Source organism: Jannaschia seohaensis (assembly GCF_900116765.1).
Classification (GTDB): Bacteria; Pseudomonadota; Alphaproteobacteria; order Rhodobacterales; family Rhodobacteraceae; genus Jannaschia; species Jannaschia seohaensis.
The window spans coordinates 53,002-74,903 of the sequence record NZ_UETC01000003.1; the positions used below are offsets into that span (position 1 = coordinate 53,002).

Here is a 21,902-nt window from a genome sequence, read left to right on the forward strand (position 1 = left end):
ATGCAGTCATTTTTCAAGAACAAGCCTGCGCTTCGTTCGGCCGAGACCTCTCAGGCAGGGCAGGGCCCGCTTTTCGCGCTTGCCGATCCCTGGTCCGCACGGCCCGCCCCTCCGGCGCGGGCGCCCGCCAAGACACGCCATGCGCTCGAGATGATGGAGCCACGAATCCTGCTGGCCGCGGATCCGTTCACGCTGGCCGCGGGCACCCATGTGCTGACCTACGATCCTACCGCTTCCAACCCGGCGGAAGTCCTGACCCTCACCTCCACGGCGGTCGGCGGGGAGGTCTCGGTGGAGACCTGGGCGAATGACGGCAGTCTCACCCTGAACGGCTCGGACGGCGACGAGACGCTGATCATCGATGGCACGCTTCCCGGCGATTTCGAATTGACCTTCGACGGCGGCGTTGGCTCCGACATGCTGGCCGGCCCGGATGTGGACATGCTCTGGGTGCTGACGGGCGTGGGGGAGGGCAAGGCCGTCAACGGTGCCTCCGCGCTCGACGTCATCGCCGAGGGGGGCACGCCGGACGGGCCCGGCATTAGCTTTTCGGGGGTGGAGGCGCTCGAGGGCGGGGCCGGGGACGATGTCTTCCTGGTGCAGTCCGAGGCGGCCGAGTTCACCGGCGGGGTCAGCGGCGGCGAGGATGCCGGCGATACCGGGGACGCGCTGCTGGTGGGGATGGACGTGGCCGGCGGCGCCGCGCTCTCGGGCGACGACCTGACCTACGGCACGCCCTCGGCCACGCTGACCACCACCAATCTTGAGAAGCATCCGGGCTTCGAGGCCTTCACCGCCGGCGCGCTGACGCTCGGCGCGGCGGACGCGGCGACCGTCTCTCAGCTCGTCGTCTCCGCCGGCGCGTCCGGCTCGGCGCTGACGCTCGATTACGCGACCGCATTCTCCCTGACCGGAGGGCTGATCCAACTCGGCGGGGCCGGGACGGACTCGCTGACGGTTGAGGGGGCGACGGACGCGCTCGACTTCGCGGGGCTGGCGGGCGCCGCGGCCGAGGCGACGCTCGAACTCGGCGCGGGGGCCGAGTCCCTCGTGGTCCTTCAGAGCGGTGTCGACAGCGTCGCGGTCACGACCGGCCCCACGGGCGACGTGACGCTGACGCTTCCTCCGGTGGCCGATCCGGTCAACGGCGGCGCGACGCTGACGGGTCAGAACGACGGGACGATCGACCTTGTTGGTGCGGCCATTGCCGATCTCTCCCTGGCTGATCCGAGCGGCAACCTTTCCTTGGTCTCCGGCGTCGCGGGCGAGTCGATCTCCGTCGATCTCTCCGCCGGCAGCTATACCGGGACGGTCACGTTGCAGGGTGCGTCGGACGGCACCGTCGGAACCGCGTGGGACGTGACCCTGGGCGATGCGGACTACACGCTCGCGGCGCCGTCGGACGGAACACAGGGGCTGTCTGTCACCGGTGACGGCTCGGCCGAGCCGATGGTGCTCACCGCGAGCGGCATCGTGCAGGGCACGTCCTCTCTCTCGTTCGACGCCGCAGCGCTTGACGCGGTAGCGCTGGCCGCGGGCGCCGGTACGCCCCCGCTCGTCATCGATGCCCAAGGAATCTACGACCTCGAGCTCGGGGACGAGACGGTGACCTTCTACGACGCGGCGGGAACTGTCGTCCTTGAGGTTTCCTTTACCCGCAGCGGGTTCGAGACCGTCCAGACCGCGCAGGAAGCCGGCATCGTCAACACGCTGACCGACGACGAGGTGAAGGCGCTGTTCGGGGCGCTTGTGGATCTGGGCCACCGGATCGAGCCGGTCAAGGAACTCGGCCAAGTCCTGCCCGGCCTGTCTGACAAGTATCGCAGCGCCGACGAGCAGGAGAGCGGCATTCCCGTCGGCGGCGAAGTGACGCTGGGCCGCGCCGTCGGCATAGGCGATGCGTTCCGCGACCTGGGCGTCGTCGTGCTCAACCGTATGGGCACCGATAGCGAGATCACCCTCAAGCGCCTGTCGGAGATCCTCGAAGGCCTCACCGGCGGGGTCGACCCGCAGGCCGCCGAGGGCGCGCCCAGCTGGGCCACCGATCAGGCGGAAGGCGCGCTGAACCTCGCCGTCTTCGAGGCCGTGTCCATCGGCCTCGAACAGAGCGGCAGCTACGGCACGGGCGGAAAGCCGCAGCTTTCGCTGGGCCTGTCGCTCCAGGGCACGCGCGCGAACACGTTCGATCTCGATTTCGGCCCTGAGGGCGAGGCGCTCGGCCTGACCTTCGACGCGGAGGAGGCGGGCGACACCGTCACACTGGCCTCGCGGCTCGAGGTGGACCTCTCGATCGCGCTCGACCGCGACGGTAACAAGGCCTCGCTGGTGCTCGATCGCGTGCTGGCCGAGGCCGAGGCCGAAGAGCGCGACATCGGAATGGGCCTGACCGTGGGGTTCCTCGGGGCGCAGATCGAGACCGTCGACGCGACCGACCCGGCGCAATTTTTGCTCGACGTCTCGGCCGATCTCAGCTTCGGCGACGGCGCCTCAGAGACCCTGGACGGGAGCGTGTTCGTCCCCGACGAGACCGATAGCGATACCGTGGCCGACCCGACCGTGACGGCGGAAGACGATTTCAGCACCTCGTTCCGGCTCACGTTCGACGACGGGATTGCCGGGCTGAGCGACGCCGCGTCCGACAGCACGTTCCGCATCAAGCTCGCCGACTCCGACGAGGTGTTCGGCGGGACGACGCAGATCGGCACCGGCTCGGAGCAGCTCGTGGACTTCACGGGCGTGCTGGCGGGAGACGTGCTGCGCATGCTCGGCGAACTGGCCGACGTGCTGACGGAGCTGTCGCGCTCCGAGGATTTCGAAATCGACCTGCCGCTCGCCGGACAGGCCGAGCAGGCCCGCTTCGATCCGGTGGCCGACGTGGAAGCGGATGGGCTCGATAACGACGCGATCACGCTGGGGCTGCATGGGCTCAAGACCGGCCAGGCGGTGAACTATCTCGCGACCGGCGACCTGGTCGGCGGGCTGGAAAATGGCGGTCTCTATTATGTGGTCGTCGTCGACGAGCGGCGGGTGAAGCTGGCCGCCAGCCTTGCCGACGCGCTGTCGGGGACGACGACGCTCGCCCTTGGCGCCGCCACGTCCGGGGCGGGCACGACCCATCAGCTCACTCCGGCGACGCCGCCCGCGGTGACGCTGGGCGATCTGTTCGATTTCGGCGGGGCTTTCCGGCAGGACGTACTGCGCGGCCTTTCTGGCACCGGCGATCAGTCCGGGCCCGCCTTCGACTCGGCGCAGGATCTGGGGGGGCTGCTGCGCGCCCTGACCGGCGTCGCCGACACGGTTGTGCCTGTCTATGACGAGGCGACGCAGACGCTGCGCTTCGACATCGTCTGGACCCATGCGCTCGACATCGGCGGCCTGCCGCTCGATTTCGCCTACGATCTCGGCGACCTGTCCGACATCGTGAGCGAGGCGGGGCTGAAGACGCTCACGGATGACGAGGGCAACAATACCAGTACGCTCGCCTTCAACCTCGCCTTCGGCATCGATCTGGGCGCGCGGGCTCCGATCACGCTGGCGCCGCCGCAGCCCGGATCGGGGCCGGGCGATCTCACCGTCGCCTATGATGCCGTGGCGCAGGCGACCACCGAGGACCTGCTCTTCGACATCTATCTTGGCAACGATTTCGAGAACCCGCGCCCGGTCTCGCTGCCCGAGGGGTCCACGCTCGAAGACCTCCAAGCCGCCATCGACGGGATCGTCGCGTCCGGCGCGGCCGAGAAGCTGGGGCTGAACTATTCCGCCGACGGTGCCACCGGGACGGTGATCGAGGCCTCTCCGCGCGATCCCGAATACGGGTTCACCGATACGATCCGCTTCCGTCTCGTCGCCTCCAGCGATGGGTTCCAGACCCCGCGCAGCTTCACCGTCGAAGTGGCCCCCGGCGGGACCGCCGATACCGCCGATGGCCCGGCGCTCAAGGCGACGGTGCAGGCGGCCATCGACGCGGCGCTCGGCGCGCGCGACGTCGTGTTCGACGCCGACGCGTTCGATCCGGCCACCGGCGTCTTCACCGTTGCGGGCCACGGGCTCGTCACCGGGGACACGCTTTTCTACGAGCCCGAGGGATCGTCCTTCGGCGGTCTGACGGCCGGGGGGCCGGTCTATGCCATCGCACTCGATGCCGACCGGTTCCAGCTCGCCACCAGCCAGCAGCTGGCCTTCGCGGAGACCGCGACGCCGATATCAGGCGCGACCGGCCAACAGGCGCTGCGGCGCCCCGACAGCCTCGTCGGCGCCGTCACGGTCCAGAACGACGGCACCATCGAGATGGAGGATCTCGCCCCGGTCGTGGCCGGCGGCCGGGAGGTCGTCGCCCGCAGCCTCGTCATGCTGCCGGAGCAGGGCGTTCCCGCCTATAGCGACGGCGATGTCGTCGTCTCAATCGGCAGCGTCACCGACGGGGTGGCGACGCTGGAGCTGGCCCCGGGCTCCACCCGGGTCACGGCGCTCGCCGCCGCCGCGGAGCGGCCGCGCGGATCGGCCGTGCCGGTCGACGGAGAGCTTCCCCGGAGCCTCACATTCACGCTGATGGTGACCGACGGGACGGGGCAGAGCTCGAACCAGATCGTCGTCTCGCCCAACGCGGCCAACCGCGACGCGCTCGCCACGCTGGAAGGCAGCGTGCCTGAGACGGCCGCGCCGGATGCGGACGTGTTCCTTCAACTCGACATCCAGGAGAAGCGCGGCGACGTCGATCTCCTTCCCGAGAAGATTTCCGGCAACGTCATCACGAAGGACGGGCATGGCCTCGTCGACGGCGACCGGGTGATCTTCCGCTCCGGGGGGGACACGGGTGACCTGGGCCAACTGGAGGCCGACCGGACCTATTTCGTCCACTATCTCACTGAGAACACCTTCGAGTTGGCCGTCAGCGCGGTCGATCTGGCCGATACGGTCGTCTCGCTGGGCGCGGGGGGCGCCGGGGCGGGCGACAAGCTCGTCTCTCTCGGGCATGTGACGCGGGCCAACGTGCTCGTCTCGACTCTCGGCCTGTCGGATCTGGGGTTCACCGCAGGCACGGCGTCGGGCGGCGTGCTGACCGCCGGCGCCACTCCGGTCACGGCGGACGGGAAGCTGACGGGCGATCTGAGCTTCGGCCTTTCGGTTTCGGACGGGACGGACAGCCGGGTGATGCAGGTCATGCTGCTGGCCTCGCAGACCCAGGACAACGAGAGCCTCGACGATCTGGTCGCGGACCTGAACCTCGCGCTGGTGATGGCCGTGGCGAGCGGCGAGGGCGGCCTGCCCGGGAGTGCCGAGACCATCGACGCCTCGCTCGACGGATCGGGCGCGCTGGTGCTGACCGCGACCGCGGCGGACGGGACGACGGATACGACGCTGGAGATCGGCGTCCTCGACAGCGGGCGCATGGCCGAGAACGGCGACATGGCCGATCTGGGCGACGACCTGAAGGCCGCGCTGGATGTCGGGCTCCGCGCCGCGGGGATCGATCCGACCCTGCTGGAGGCGGGGCTGCTGGACCCGCTCGACACGGATGGCGCGCTGCGGATCGCGGGCGCCGACGGGTCGGGCGTGATCGGCCTGCGCATCGCGGGCGGCGAAAATGTCGAGGCCCTCGGCTTCACGGCGGGGCAGTCCGTCTCGCGCATCAGCGCGCTGGCGGCCGACATCCAAGAGCAGATCGACGCGGCCGGGATCACCGGTGTGGATGTCGTCGTGCAGGGCGACGCCACCGGGCCAGCCGCGCGCATCGCCTTCGTCGCGCAGGATGGCGCGGGTATCCTGGGGCTGCGGCTCCAAGCCGATCTCGGCAACCCGACGGTGACGACGCTCGGCTTCCGCGCGCTGCCCGCCGGAGAGGGGCCGGTCGATCCGCTGGAGGCGCTGCGCGGCTCGGTCGACCTCATCAAGTGGGGGCGCTCGGACAGCTGGTTCCTCGACAAGGCCGACGAGGCGGCGGCGCTGATCGCGGCCAATCTCGATCTCGGCGATACCGGGGATGGCGCATTCGAGGCCAAGGGGCGGCTCGGCTTCGTCGCCGTCGATATCGAGGGATTGGCCAAGGTGACGGCCTCCGGGACGCTGGACCTCGCCGCGGGACCGGTCGCTTCCGATGACCTGCTGGAAGATGCCGGGGCCCATGTCGCCATCTCGCAGGTGGGATCGGACTTCGATCTCGACCTGACGTTGACCCCGGGCGAGTCCATCGACCTGCTCGCCGCGCTGACGCCGGATCTGCTGGATGAGCTGGGGAACGGCACCATCAAGCTATCGGGCGACAGCTGGGCCGCCGACCCGGACCTCGTCCCGACCGTGGACGCGACGCTTCCCGAGGAACTCGAGACCGTCTCGAAGGCCGGTTTCGAGGACATCGCCACCGCGCTCGAAGATTTCGCGGCCGCCCTGGCGGAGCTCGACGAACCGCTGCTGGAGACCGCCTTCCCGGTCATCAACGGCTCGATCTCCGACTTCCTCGAATTCTCGGACCTCTTCGCCGAGCGTCTGGCGGTGCTCCTGAACTCGGCGCCCCTGACGGTCGATCTTCTGCCGACGGCCATCGCCTCCGCGTTCGGCCTGCCAGCGTCGGAATTCGCCAACGTCAAGGTCACGATCGACGACGACCCGGTTGAGGGCCGGGCGCTGAAGGTCGAGTTCCCCTTCCTCGCCTCGGTCAGCCGCACGACCGGGCTTGAATTCGACTTCGACGCGCTGGGCGGCCTGCCCGCTGGCGCCGCGGTGGACGAGGAGGGCAATCCGCTCTCTGTGGTCGATTCCCTGTCGGGCATCGGCGACGGCGCCGGGGTCGGCGTCGACGTCGCCGCGCGCTTCGACCTGGCCTTCGGGATCGAGCTCGACGTGCCCGAGGACGGCAGCCTCGCGCGCTTCAACCTAGCCTTCGACGCCACCACCGGCGGCAGCTCGGCCGCCGACCTGCGTCAGGTGGTCCAGGACAGCATCGACGCCACGATGGAGGGCACGCCCGGCTATGAGGCGGGCCACCTGGTCGCGCGCTTCGTGCCCGCCGAGAACGGCAATCCTCCGCGGATCGAGCTGTGGCGCGCGGAGGACGACACGCTCGCCAAGCAGTTCAACGGCGATGACGCTTCCTTCGATCTCGACCCGACCAAGATCCATATCTTCACCGACGCGACCGCCGAGGGCGGCTACCGCGCGGCGCATGTCATCCAGGGGCTCGGCCTCGCGGACGGGCAGGCCGGCGCCAGCGTCACCGGCGTCGTCGAGACCTCGGTCTGGAGCTCGCCCGACGGCGAGGGCACCTTCCTTCTCGACGTGCTCGACGATGCGGGCGAGACGCTCGCCACACTCGACCTGCGCGCGCCCTACGGGGACGACTCTGCCCTGAGCGCGGCGCTTTCGGCCGCGCTGACCGAGGCCGGTCTCGACCCGGCCCGCGTCTCCGCCTCCTTCTCGGGCGGCTTCGCCGAGCTGACCGCCAGCGAGGGCACGATCCGCGTGCTGTCCAAGGGCGTGGACGTGTCCGAGGGGACGACAGGCGCCGGCGATCCGGAATGGGTGCTGCGCCAGCCCGCCGCGATCAGTGGCAGCTTCGCGCTGGAGACGCTGCTGCTCGACGCGTCGGGCCAGCTGCTGGCCGTCGAGGTGCGCGACGCGACCCGCGACGAGGTGGTCACCGCCGCCGATGGCACGGTCATCGCGGATGCGAAGCGGCAGGTGCTGCGCGCGATCTCGCCGCAGGGCACGTTCCGGCTGTCCTATGGCGGCGAGACCACCGCCGCGCTCGATGTCAACGCCTCCGCCGACACGGTGCGCGCGGCGCTGGCCGAGTTGTCGGGGATCGAGCTTTCCGACGTGCTGGTGACCCGCAGTTCCGGCGTCGAGGTCGAGACCGTCGTCGACGGCGCTGCCGCGGATGGCACGACCGGCGACCTGTTCGAGCGGATCAAGCTGCGCGTGGGGAACGTGAACAGCGACACGGTCGGCTTCCAGCTCCGTCTGACCGAGGCGCCGACCGCCTCGGAGATCCTCGGCATCGCCGACGGTGAGAGCGGCGTGGGCGGGATCGCAGCGCGCGGCCTGCCGCAGGCGCCCGAGACCTTCGGCTTCGCCTTCGACCTGACGCTCACCCCTGACGGCGGCACCCCCGAGACGCGCCGCGTCACCCTGACCGCCGAGGACTACGCCGCCGGGCTGGAGACGGCGCTGAACGCCGCGCTTCTCTCCGCCTTCGGGACCGAATCCGGGTCGGGCCAGCCCCGCGTGATCGCTCAGACCGCCGCGAGCGGCGCGCTGGAAATCGTCGCGCGCGACAGCGCCGCGACGCTGGCCTTCGCGGACATCCAGAACGTCACCGAGGAGATCGGCTTCATCAACAGCCCCGACCTCTTCGGCAGGCTGCCGCTGACCGCCGAGTCCGTCGCGGCGGCGCTGAGCCAGTTGCCCGCGCTGGCGGGCACGGAGCTGACCGTCGAGGTCGCCTCGGCCCCGCTGGACGGGCCGATCGAGTTCGACATCTTCTTCACCGGGCTCGCCGGTTCGGACGTGCCGGGCCTCGCGGTGCTGGGCGGCGTCTCGGAATACGAGTTCATCGGTCAGAACGACCTCTTCGCGAGCGAGGGGCTGGGCTATTCCGGCGGGCTCGTGACGGTCGTCACCGACGAGATCTCCGCCCGCGCGACCGCCGCCGAGGTAGCCGATGCGCTGAACGCGGTGCAGACGCTCTACCAGGGGGAGGGCGACATCTGGGTGCCCACCGTGTCGAGCTCGACCGGGGCCCAGGTGCTGACGCTCAGCATCATCGACCCGCGCGAGGGGGCCAATGCCGGCGCGACCATGCTGGCGGTGGCCGAGGACGGTGTCAGCCAGGGTGTAGAGGCGACGCTGGCGCTGCGCGGGGCGACCTCGCCCTCGCTGCGGCCCTTCATCTATGCCGATCCGCAGGATGGCGGGACGCGCATGACCTTCGCGCTGTCGGCGGGGACGCAGTCGGAAGGCTTCGGTGGCTTCGCCGGGCCGGCGGCGGTCTATGTCGACGGCCATTCCGTCAATATCGACGCGATCGTCGCCCTGGCGCTTTCGGGCGAGAATGGCCGGTTGACCGGCGCCGAGCTTCTCGACGATCTCGCTGAGGAGGCCGCCGACCGGGAGTTGGTGCAGTCGATCCTGACAACCTCCGACCCGACCTCGGCCCCGTTCGAGGCCGTCCTGCCGGTCTTCGACGAGAAGGACGGCACCTCGCTCGGCAACGACCTGGTGCTGCGTTTCGACTCGGCCGTCGATCTCGAGGCCTATCTGCTGTCGCTGCGCGACCTGGCCGACGGCATCCTACCCGAGGCTCCGCCGGTCGAGATCTTCGCCACGTTCGACGCGCCCGACCTGGAGCTGCACGCGGCCAAATACGAGGGCATCGTCGACAAGATCCGCAACAACCCGGAGGTCTTCATCGACGGTCTGGGCGCGCTGTTCGGCTCGGTCGAGGAACAGCTGGTGGAGCAGGTCGCGCTGACCAACCTGCCGCTCGTGGGGCAGGGGCTGAGCGATATCCTCACCGGCTTCTTCGACACCGACGCGGTGCTCACCTTCCTAGATTTCGCGCTCCGCCGGGGCGATCCGGCGCTGACGCCGTGGCAGCTGATCCAGCAGGCGCTGTTCGACCTGTTCGGTCCCGGCGAGGACGATGTCCGCCGCTCGAACACGATCCAGACCATTGAGGTCCAGCGCACGCCCTTCTTCACCCTGACCGAAGAGAAGGTCTCGACGGCGCGCGGGGCGAATGCGGCCAACGGCAACACCGTCCAAACGATCACGGTCGACAAGGACGCCAATCAGTATCGCCTGCAGCTGGGCGGCCAGGCCAGCGCGATCATCGAGAAGGATGCGGAGGAGGCGGCCGTGAAGGCGGCACTCGAAGGGCTGGTGGTCGTCGAGAATGCCGGAGGGGTGGAGTCCGTCGTCAAGTCCAGCTCGGGCGACGACACGGTCTACACCGTCACCTTCAAAACCACCGAAGAGCTCGACCTGCTCTTCGTGGGCAAGGACAACACCTACACGATCCGGCTCGAGGATGCGGGTGCGGATGTCGTGACGGTGCAGCGCGCCAAGGGCATCTTCATCGAGCAGACCGTCGAGGGCGATGCCTCGACCGCCTCGGTCCAGACCGTGACGCTCGACCCGCAGACCGTGCCGACCTCGTTCCGCCTGGCCTTCGGGGGCGAGGTGACTGACGTGATCCGGGTCAGCGACGGCGCCGCCGGGATCGCGACGGCGCTGAACGCGCTCTCCGAGATCAGCGCGGCCGGGGGCGTGACCGTGGCCGATGGGGCCGACGTCGCCGGGACCGCGCTGGAGGGCCGCTTCTTCGAGGTGACCTTCAATCAGGACGGCGTGCGCGAGACGCTGGGCAGCGACGCGCGCAACGAGATCCAGACCGTCACTCTGACCGCGATGGAAGGCAGTGGCGACGAGGGCGCCTTCCGACTGGCGCTGGGCGGGCAGGAAACCTTCCCGATCCCCTATGTCAGCCCCACGGGGTCGCCCGCGCCGGGCGGGCCGCTGGCCGGCTATACGCGCGGTGACGGCGGCGACGCACTTCGCGCGGCGATCGCCGCCTCGGCGCAGCGCTCGCTGGAAGACATCCTCGGCGCGGGCAACGTCAGGGTCGGCTATACCGAGACCCGTAACAGCAACGAGGCCGAGCACACGCAATACGACAAGGTGCTGACCATCGAGTTCATCGGCGAGCTGGCGGGCCGCGATGTGCAGCAGCTGGTCGGCGTGGCCGATGATCTTCCCGCGCCGCGCTACAGCGTCGAGGTCGAGGCCGACGCCTCGGCTGACGAGCTGAAGGCCGCGCTGGGCAAGCTCAATAACATCGGTGGCGAGGACAACCTCAAGGTCTCGATCTTCGGCAACAAATACATCGTCGAGTTCGTCGGCCTGCTGTCCAATATCGACATTTCGACGCTGTCGGTGGCGCCGCCCAATTCGAACAAGGTGACCATCGAGAAGACCTCGGTCGGCGGCATCGGCGACATCGCGGTGCCCTTCGAGACGGCGAGCGGCAAGGTCGGCGCCTGGAACATCCTCAAGAAGCTGGACCCGACCGATTCCACGCCGGTCAACCGCAACGATATCGGCATCGGCTTCGTTACGTCCTTCTTCGACGGGCTGGGCACGGACGGCACCACGACCGATACCGGCGGCGAGCGGGTCAAGAGCGTGTTCTCGACGAAGAACATCGAAGCCTTCGAATTCGCCATGAATCTCGGCCAGGCCGATCTGCTCGAGGCGCTCCTCAAGGAGAATGCGCCGCAGGTCGATGTCAGCTTCGACCTCGGGCTGGGCGATGTCTTCGCTTTCGATCTCGACGCGGTTCTCGATCTCGATATCGCCTGGGACTGGCGCCTCAACTTCGGCTTTGGCCGCGAGGGGATCTACACCAAGACCGATGTGGAGCTGCCCGGCCTGGGCAACGTGCCCGAGATCCAGGTCCGCATTCAGGGTGACCTGAAGGCGCCCGGCGACGAGGTTCAGACGATCGACATCATCGGCGACGCGGGCGTCTTCGCGATCACCGTCGATGGGGAGCCGGCCGAGGCGGCGACCCTCCGGGTCGATGCGCATGGCTATGCCGACGGCGATATCGTGACCTTCCTCAAGGGCAGCGCCTCCGACGTGCCGGAGGGGCTGGAAGACGGCGGCGCCTACCGCGTCCTCACCGCGGGCGCCGACCGCCTGCGGCTGTCGGCGGCTAAGCTGCCCTCGGATCTTCTCGGCATCGCGGACGGGCAGGCCGGCGACGTGCTGGTGGGCGCGACCGAATCCGAGCTGGACGCGCTGGGCAGTGTTGAGGACGACATTTCCTTCGCCCTGCGTATCGGCGGCGAGCGTCATGTGGTCACGGTGAACTTCTTCGGTCTGTCGCAGAGCGAGGGGCTCGACGCGCTGACGGCCGCATTGCGCGCCGCGACCGGCGACGAGACGATGGTCGCGAAGATCGACGGCGGACGGCTCAAGATCACAAGGGTCGGAAGCGAGACGCTCAGCTTCTGGGACGAGGCGGACGGTCTCAACCTCGGGCGCCTGCTCGACGGAATCCTGTCCTTCAACGCATCCAGCACCGGCAGCGGCTACGAGATCCAGCGCGGCACCGACGCGGCCAAGGCCGTGGCGGCCATCACCAAGGGCAAGCTGGTGCGCGTCGCGCAGGCCTCCGCCGCCGAGATCAAGGCCGCGCTGGAAGACCAGAGCCTCACCGGAACGAGCGACCTGGGCCAGACCCGCACCGTCGACAACCTCGCCGACCATGTCGAGGTGACCGAGACGGTCGTCGGCTCCGGCATCTGGAAGATCAAGTTCAAGGGCGACCTCGCAACGCTGGACGTGCCTCAGCTGAAGGTGGACGGGCAGCATGTCGGCGATTTCGACGCTTTCGGCTCGGTGACGATCGCGAACGCCGGTTTCGAGACGCCCAAGAGTTCGGTCACCGGGCTCGACAACCCGGCCAGCGCCGAGGGCACGCTGGCCAACGCGCTGGCGCTACAGGCCAAGGACAAGGTCGCGGCCCCGGGCGAGACCGAGCTGCGCAAGCTGGGCTCGGCGCTCTCGGCCACGTTCAGCATCGACATCAAGGATCCCGATCGGGGCCTGCTGGCGATCCCCGTCACCAAGGACTGGTCGCTCAAGAAGCCGGCCAAGGTCACGGTGAAGGTCCCGCTGCTCGACAAGGAGGGGCTAGGCACCGAGAAGGAGATCACCTTCACGGTCGGCGCCAAGACCGCCTCCAAGGGCAACAAGCCCCTCGAAGACCTGATCGACCACATCCAGCAGGCGCTCGATGCCAAGATCCGGACCCTGCCCAGCACGGACGGGATCGGCGTGGGCGACCTCAAGGTCGTGTTCGATCCGATAAAGGCGGGCTTCGACATCAAGGTGCAGGGCGCGGGCGCCACGGTGAAGGTCATCGCCGACGCCTCGATGCCGCCGGTCCAGGTCAAGACGCTGGTCGACGGCTCGGGGCTCGACAACACGAACGAACAGCAGCTTCTGATCTTCAGCCCGCTCGTCTCGGCCTCGGCGAGTGAGCCGTTCCTCATCGACTTCCGCTATGCGGGCAAGTCGATGCCCGCCGGGGTGGGCAAGATCACCAGCCTCACCGCGGCGGGGATCGCGCGCGCGCTCGAAGATCACCCGATGCTGGACACGACGAATGTCAGCGTCGAGGAGATCGACGCCAGCAGCCAGACCGGCCTCGCCAGCAGCACGCGCGAATTCTTCAAGGGCAAGGCCAAGTTCAAGCCGGGCACGAAGTTCTTCAAGGTCACCTTCGGAGACAGCAGCCTCGGCGATTTCACCAAGAACCTCGCGCGCAAGAACGTGGCCGAGCTGGTCGTCTCGCAAGACGGCCAGGACGTCACCAGCGTGCCGAAATATGCCGTTCAGCGGCTGACCTTCGAGTCGACCGCCTTCGACAAGTCCGGCACGAAATACATCATCGGCTATGACGGCCGGGCCGCCACCAAATCCGGCAATACGACCTATTTCACCGAGATGCCGACAAAGGCGGAGGACGTGCGCAAGAAGGTCCTGCGCGCGCTGGAGGCGGGCCTCGGCGACGACAACTCGCCCTTCCTGCTGCCTGATGATTCCATCGACGTCATCAAGCGCCGCGATGGCGTGTTCGACATCGTCTTCCGCAGCGCCGAGTTCGAGGGCAAGGACGTCTCGACTCTCGTGGTTCAGGAATACACGCTCGACAACAACACCGGCGGCAAGGACGTGCTCCGCAAGGGGATCGACACCTCGCGCTCAATCTCCTTCGACGACGACGGCGACAAGCTGACCTTTAAGGAGCTGCGGTCGTCCAAATTCAAGGCCGCCGACAAGATCGAGGGCAAGGCCAGCGCCGACGCGCGGGTCAATCTGGGCCTCAAGATCTACATCAAGAACAGCGAGGGTGGCCGCAACGCAGTGCTGCCGCAGCTCGGCGCGAATTTCCACTACGCCAAGAACCTCTTCCAGGCGAGCACCGGCCCGGGCACGAGCAGCCTCTCGCGGCGGGGCAACAAGCCCTTCCCGGCCACCGCCGACGGCAAGCTCGAAAAGGACGTCAAGTTCGCGCTGATCCTCGAGGGCAGCAAGAAGGAGACGGTGACCGTCACCATCCGCGCGCTCGATACGGAGTTTTTCGACACGCTCGACGACCTGATCGCCCACGTCCAGGGCAAGGTCGAGCAGGCGCTTCGGTCGACCTCTTTCGCGAGCTCGGTCAAGGTCCAGTGGAACAACGAGAAGCGCCGCCTCGACTTCGTCAAGGATGACGACGCGCGCGGCGGGCTGCGCACGGTGACGTTCTCGCTGATCGACAGCGCGACGGTCGGCTTCACTGACGTCAAGCTCTATGCCGGATCCTTCATCGGCGACTTCGCCGGGCCGATCCTGAACTCGATCCTGGGCATCACCGAACCGCTCGACTTCCTGATCGGGCCGAACGGCCTGCTGACGGCGCGCATTCCGGTGATCTCGGACCTGGCGGGCCAGGACATCTCGCTGCTGACCCTCGCGGAAACCTTTGGCACCGCGCAGGTATCGGGCTTCCTGGCCCAGATCCAAGAGGTCAACCGTCTCGCGCAGCAGGTGCGGACCGCGACCGAGGACGCCAACACGCCGGGCGACGAGTTCATCCTGGCCTTCGGCGACATCGAATTCGGCGAAGTCGAGCGCAAGAAACAGCTCGACGAGAAGAACAAGGACGGGACGGAGCACGGCGCGGACACGTCCAACGCCAAGCCGGCCACGGACGAATCCAACACGACCAGCGGCTCCCAGCAGAGTCGCACGCGGCCGTCCAAGGATTTCATCAACAACGTCAGCGGGGCCAACGGCTCGGGCGCGATCGACTTCCCGATCCTGACTGACGTCAATCAGATCGCGAACATCCTTTCGGGGAACTTCGCCAACGCGACCTTCTTCACCTACAAGCTGCCGCCCTTCTCCTTCGGCTTCGAATACCGGCAGAAATTTTCGATCTACGGCCCGCTCTTCGCGACGCTGGGTGGGTCGGTCAGCGCGGCGATCGATCTCGGCTTCGGTTATGACGGCGCGGGCATCGACAGCTTCCAGAAGTCGCGTAACGGCGCCGATCTCTTCAAGGGCTTCTTCATCTCCGACCGCACCAATGCGGACGGCACGGGGCGCGACACGGCCGAGCTGACGCTACAGGGCGAGATCAGCGCCGGCGCCGAGCTCAATGCCGGCGTCGCCTCCGCGGGGGTCGAGGGCGGGCTGACGCTGACGACCTATTTCGATCTCGACGACCCCAATGAGGACGGGCGCGTCCGCTTCGACGAGCTCGCGACCAATGTCCGCATCAACGAAGGAAACCCCTTCGCGATCTTCGACATCACGGGCAAGCTCGAGTATTTCGTGCGCGCCTATATCGAGGCGCTCTGGGGGCTTTACTACAAGGAATTCGAGATCGCGCGCGGCACCATCGCCACGTTCGAGATCAACTTCCAGCGCCAGCCGCAGCTCGCCACCGACCAGGGCAACGGCGACCTACTTTTGCATATCGGTCCGAACGCCGGCTCGCGTCTGAACGGCAATGTCGAGGACGGCGCCGAGAAGATGACGGTCACCCGGATCGACGGGGATTCGGTCTCCGTCGTGTTCAACGACCAGACGGCGCTCGCGCAGACCTATGACGGCGTGAAGCGCATCATCGCCTATGGCGGCGCGGCCAACGACACGCTGGAACTGATCGGCAACGGGCAGACCGTCGAGCTGGAGGTCGAGTTCTTCGGCGACGAGGGCAACGATGTCGTCACCGCCAGCGGCTGGACCGGCAAGATGCGGCTCTTCGGTGGCGAGGGCAATGACAGCCTGACCGGCGGCGACAGCGACGACCTGATCGTCGGCGAGTTCGGCGATGACGTGCTGACCGGCGGCGCCGGGCGCGACCTGCTGCGCGGTGAAGAGGATGCCGACGAATTGTATGGCAGCGACGGGGACGACTTCCTCGTCGGCGGCCTCGGCGACGACCTGATGGCCGGCGGGGCCGGCGGCGACCGCTATGCGTTCGAGGACGATTTCGGCAACGACGTGATCGAGGAACTGGCGGTCGAGGCCGGGCAGCTTCCGGTCATCGCCGCGCAGGGCGCGGGCGTCGGCCGCACCGAGATCGTGCGCGACGAGGACGGCAACGAGATCGAGCGTCCGATCTACGAGGACGACGACACGATCGTCCGGCCCGACGTGCTGGACTTCTCCGCCGTCTGGAGTTCGCTGACCCACCGGCTGGAGGCGAGCGGGCTGGTCTCCAGCATCGACGGCTCGGACGCGGGCAAGGTCGAAGTGAACGTGGTCGGCGCCGTCGCGGGCGAGACCCATGCCATCGAGACGATCCTCGGTGGGCGCGGGCTGGACCGCTACGAAGTCCGCGCCACCGGGGCGCAGGGCGTCGAACTGGGCGGCGGACGCGGTACCGACCGCTACCTGATCGAGCGAACCAATGACATCGTGGGGCAGATCTTCGTGCAGGACACGGGGCCGTCCTACAATGTCGACCGGCTGGAGGTGCTGGGCTTCGACGGCGCGGCCGACGACATCACCGTCACCGCCAGGGACGTGACGCTGCACGAGAAGGACTCCGATGTCGAGGTGGCCGTGGCCTTCGTCTCGACCGACGCGGATGGCAACGAGATCGAGTCCGGGATCGAGGTGCTCAACGTCCAGGGCCGCGGCGGCGATGACCTCGTCGGGCTCGAGGCGACGCCCGGCGGCATCCGCACCTCGATCGAGGGCGGAGAGGGCGACGATGACATCCGCATCGGCGAGGGCGCGCGGCGTGACGCGCTCCCGGTCGCCGAGCGGGTCGACCGCCTGCTCGACCGCATCGACGGGAACACCGTGTTCAACAATCCGTTGCGGATCGACGGCGGGGCGGAGGGCGAGGACTCCCTGACGTTCCTGGATCTCGACGACAGCAAGGAGAATTCGGGCCTGCTTTACGATCTCGGCGTCAGCGCAAAGCGCGTCGCGGGCTTCGGGATGCTGGTGGAGACCGACTACCGCAACATCGAGAACCTGACGCTGCGCCTGGGCAGCGGGGCCGACAGCTTGATCGTGGATCACGACACCGGCTTCGACGCGACCCGGCTGGAGCTTTACACCGGCGGGGGGCAGGATTCCGTCGATGTGAGAGCCCTGCGCGACGGGCGGCAGGATCCGAACGCGCCGGTGGTGCGCTCGGCGCTGATCGCCCTCGGGGCGGCGTCGGACGCGATCCGCCTCGGCGATCTCGACGGGGTGCTCGACGATATCGAACTGACGCTGGAGATCGACGGCGGCAGCGGCTCGGGCGACGCGGCCCATGTCGACGCGACCGGAATGGAGGATGGCGGCGCGCGGCTGGGCGTGCTCACGGGGCAAAGCCTGACCGGCCTGACCGACCGCACCGTGTTCTACGCGAACTTCGCCGACCTCCATGTCGAACTGGCGAAATGGACCGGGTTGGGCGACCAGCGTGTCGAGGAGGGCGGCTCGGCCCTGCTCTTCGACGAGCCGGGCTATGACGCCGCCTACGATGCGGTGTTCGACGACCGCTTCGTCGTGCTGAACAGCCATGCGGGCATCACCCGGATCGACACGCACCAGGGCGACGACCGGGTGGAGGTGCGGGCGACCACGGGCGAGCTGCGCGTCGATGGCGGCTCCGGCGACGACCGCGTGGACGCGGGCGGCTGGGGCGACGTGTTGACCCGGGTGTTCGACCTCGTCTTCGACGGTGAGCTGACTTCCGACGACGTGGCCCTGGCCGGCATCAGCGGCGCCGCCGCGCTGCGGGTGCAGCGCCGCTCCGACGGCGCGCAGGTCGGCGAGATCCAGCGCCTCGTGATCGACCGGCAGGAGGACGTGTTCCTCAGCGCTTCAACCGCGTCCCTGACCCTTTCGGACATCGTCGACCCCAATGGCGTGGTCGATGTCTTCGTCGATGGCGTCCGCCGCGACAACGGGCGCTTCGCCGTCGATGGCGACGTGCTGACCTTCCTCGACGAGCGGGGCGAGGCCGCCACCGTCACCGGCGACCTGCGCGTCGTCTATGACGGAGCCTCCGGTCCGGCCAGGATGACCGTCGGCACCGCCGAGATCGACCTGCCCAGCGGCATCACCGCCGCCGAGCTCGAGGCGGCCCTCCAGGCGGAGTCCGTCTACGGCGCAGGCAATGTCGCGGTGCGCGAGGTCACGCTGCTCAGGACGCTATCGGGCGATGTCGAGATCGACGGCGGCACCGGCGCCATCGTGCAGCGCAGCCTGAGCGAGGGCGGCGACCCCGACCCCGTTCCCGAGATCCAGAGCTTCTCGCTCGCCGACCTGCCGCTTTCCGCCAACGGGACGGGCGCGGTGCAGCTGACGCTCGGGCGCGATGTCAACGCCGTGCTGGCCGAGGTCAGCCTGCTCGACGGCGAAGCCACCGAGGACGCGCTGGAGGCCGCCATCGAGGGGCGCAGCGCCGAGATCACGGTCAACGCGGTCAACACGATCGTTACTGTGACCGACGTGACGGTGACGGGCGTGCCGGGCGATCCCACGCTCTACGAGATCACTTTCGACTCTGTCGAAGCGCAGGATGGGACTGTCTTCGGCGGGGTCGACCTGCCGCAGCTTCAACTCAGCGTCGACGGCGCGGCGGAGGTGCCGCTGACGGCGACCGAGGTGGTTGCGGGCTACGATCTCGTGCCGACGCAGGAGATCCAGATCTTCTCCATCGACGCGGCGCTTGGAACGTTCCGCATCGGGCTTCCGCGCGACGGCGTGACCGAGTGGTCCACCGTCGAGATCGCCATCGGCCCGTCGGTCACGGTCGATGCCATCGCCACGGCCGTCGAGGCGGAGCTGCGCGCGCTGGCCGCCCGGCAGTTCCCGTCGCTCGACGCGACGGATATCACCGTCATTCCCGGCTTCGAGCCGGACCCCTCCGCTCCGATCGATCCGAACGCCCGGGCCTTCACCGTGCAGTTCGGCGGCACCTGGTTCGGCACGAATGTCGATCCGCTGGCCTTCGATACCTCGAAGCTCGAGACGATCGACGTGCTGTCGCTGTCGGACGCGGCGAGCGGCGCGGGCGGCATCCTGGCCCTCGAAGCGGACGAGCTCCGGGCGAACATCGCCGGCGGAGACATTGCCTATTCCAACCTGTCGGAGCTGCATCTCGCGACCTCCGAGGGGGCGGACGAGCTGCGCGTGAAGGGCACGCACAAGGATTTCACTACCGTCGCGATGCATGGCGGCGACGACCTTCTCGGCGTGACCGGCACCACCGGCGCGCTGGAGGCGGTGATGGGCCACGGCGCCGACGAGGCTTCCGTCGGGTCGCTGGCGTCTGATGACCCGGGCGGTCAGCTTGAGCAAATCGGAGGGCCGCTCCTGATCGCGGGCGCCGATCTCGCGCTCGGCGTCGAGACCGTCTCCCGCGGCTCGAACGGGCTGACGCTGGACGACCTGACCAGTGGAAAGTCGGTCGATCCGGTCGATGCCGCCGACGAGGTGCAGCGCGTCACCGTCATCGGCGAGCTTGAGAATGCCGATCTGCCCGCCGGCACCGCTTTCGTGCTGGAATTCGAGGGCCGCTCGACCGATCCCATTGCTTATGGCGCCACTGCCGCCGAGCTGCTCGCGGCGCTCGAAGCGACCCTGGTGGGCGAGATCGTCCGGGGCGGCAAGATCGCAGAGGGCGACCTAGCGGTGACCCGCTCCGAGATCCGCGACCCCGATCATGGCGAACTGCAGGGCTATGCCTATGATGTGACCTTCCAGGAGGGGCTCGGCGCGCGCGCCGTGCCGATGCTGGAGATCCGCGCCGCCGATGCCATTTCCGATCGCCTGCGGGTGGACGACTCGGCCGAGACGGATGACAGCGAGGCCCGCCTGACCGGCACCCGGGTCGAGGGGATGGGCTTGCCGGAGACCGGCCTGGATTACGCCGGGATCGACCGGCTGACCGTGATGATGGGCTCGGGCGACGACGAAATGCTCGTCGACGGCACCCATACGGCGCTGACCACGCTTGAGCTGGGCGCGGGCGCGGACGTGGCCGAGATCGAGGTGATCTCGGGCGAGAGCGAGCTGCGCGGGCAGGGCGGGGAGGACACGTTCACCGTCAATCCGCGCCGGACCGAGCCCAATCGCGACAACCAGATCGGAGCCGAGCTGATCCTGTCGGGCGGCACCGGGGATGACGGCTACACGGTCAACCTCGCGGGCGAGGGCTCTTCGCTTGTCGACGTGCGCGACAACCTGACCGAGTTGAACGTGCTGACGATCAACGGCACGGACAACGATGACCAGTTCCTGCTGCGCAAGGGCGCGGGGGCGCTGGGCCGCGGGATGGTCGCGCTGCTGGGCGAGAACGGGGACGATTTCGAGCGGGTCAACTACGACGCCTCCATCGGCGGCGGGCTGACCGTGTCCTCGGGCTGGGGCGACGACCATTTCGCCGTCGACGACAACGCCGCGCGCACGACCCTGTCGGCCGGGGCGGGCAACGACAGCTTCCAGTTCGGCCAGATGTTCGAGAGCGAGCGGATCGCCGGGGACGGCTTCGCGGGCCTTGGCGCCGAGGATGGCTTCGAGACCACGCTGACGACGCGTGGCTACCTGTCCAACGGCATCAGCGAGGCGCTGACCGCCTATGGCGGCTCCGGCGCAGATGAGTTCACCGTCTTCCGTAACCTCGCCGTCCTGTCGCTCAACGGCGGCGACGGGGATGACAGCTTCACCGTCCGGGCCTTCGCGCTGGAGGGCTCGCAGGACGATCTGCGGGAGCGCACGGATATCTCGGGCGACGGAGGCGCCGATCTCGTGCAGTACGCGGTCAACGCTCCGGTCGCCATCAATGGCGGCGACGGGCTCGACACGGTCATCGTGATCGGGACCGAGTTCGGCGACGATTTCGTCATCACCGACGAGGGCGTCTACGGCGGCGGTCTCAACGTCACTTTCGTCGGCGTCGAGACGCTGGAGGTCGATGGCGGCGAGGGCGACGACCGGTTCTTCGTCCAGTCCACCAATGCCGATCTGGCCACGCGGATTCTCGGCGGTCTCGGCTCGGATTCCGTCTTCGTCTCGGGTGACACGCCGCCGGTGGTCTCCAACGATCTGCTGGGGCATTCCGGTCTGATCTCCCATGGGATCGAGACGGTGGACCCCGATTACAGCGGCGCGGTCCAGCCCCGGGGCATCTCGGTCAACGTGGCCGACAACGACGAGCCGGCCATCCGCATCACCCAGACCGACGGCACGACCCAGGTCGACGAGGCGCTGACCGGGCTGGTCGCCGGGCTCGAGAGCTATGCCGTCGTGCTCACGCGCCGTCCGACGCGCGAGGTGACGGTCACGATCGTCGCCGACCAGGGAACGCCGGAGGACGCGGCGCGCGACCGCCGCACGATCATCGTCGACAAGGACCGGCAAGCCGTGCTCGACGGCGCCGCCGGTGGCGGCACCGAGCTGACCTTTACCCCGGACAACTGGGACGAGGCGCAGACGGTCTGGCTCTCGGCGATCGACGATGACGGCGCCGAGGGGCTGCACGCGGCCAACATCACCCACACGGTGACGGCCGCCAGCACATACGGAGAGACCGTGCGCGAGGCCGCCGTGGGCGGAGAGACGCTGGTTCTGAACGTCTCGCCCGGTCTCGCCGCCGCGATTGCCGCGGGCGAGGAGTTGCGGGGCACGACGTTCACCTTCGGCGAGGGCGACGCCGCGGGGATCTCGCGCCTCATCACCTCCGCCGTGCTCGGCACGGCCTCCGACGGCACGCAGATCCTGACGCTGGGCTTCGAGACGGCTTGGGCCGATGGGCTGACCCCCTCCGCGGACGACATCGCGACGCTGACCGTGGATGACGGTCTCCGCGGCGTCGTGGCGGGAGCGGTCGACGA

1 protein-coding gene (running past one end of the window) is annotated in these 21,902 nt (G+C 68.6%); it reads left to right on the forward strand.

The genetic code is table 11. The features are described 5' to 3' along the window. Nucleotides 1-21,902, forward strand: the 5' portion of a protein-coding gene (locus DTQ71_RS23445; protein WP_109563840.1) for an LEPR-XLL domain-containing protein. 8,425 nt of this gene lie beyond the right edge of the window; 21,902 of the gene's 30,327 nt are visible here — the first part of the coding sequence; its start codon is at nucleotides 1-3; the stop codon falls past the right edge of the window.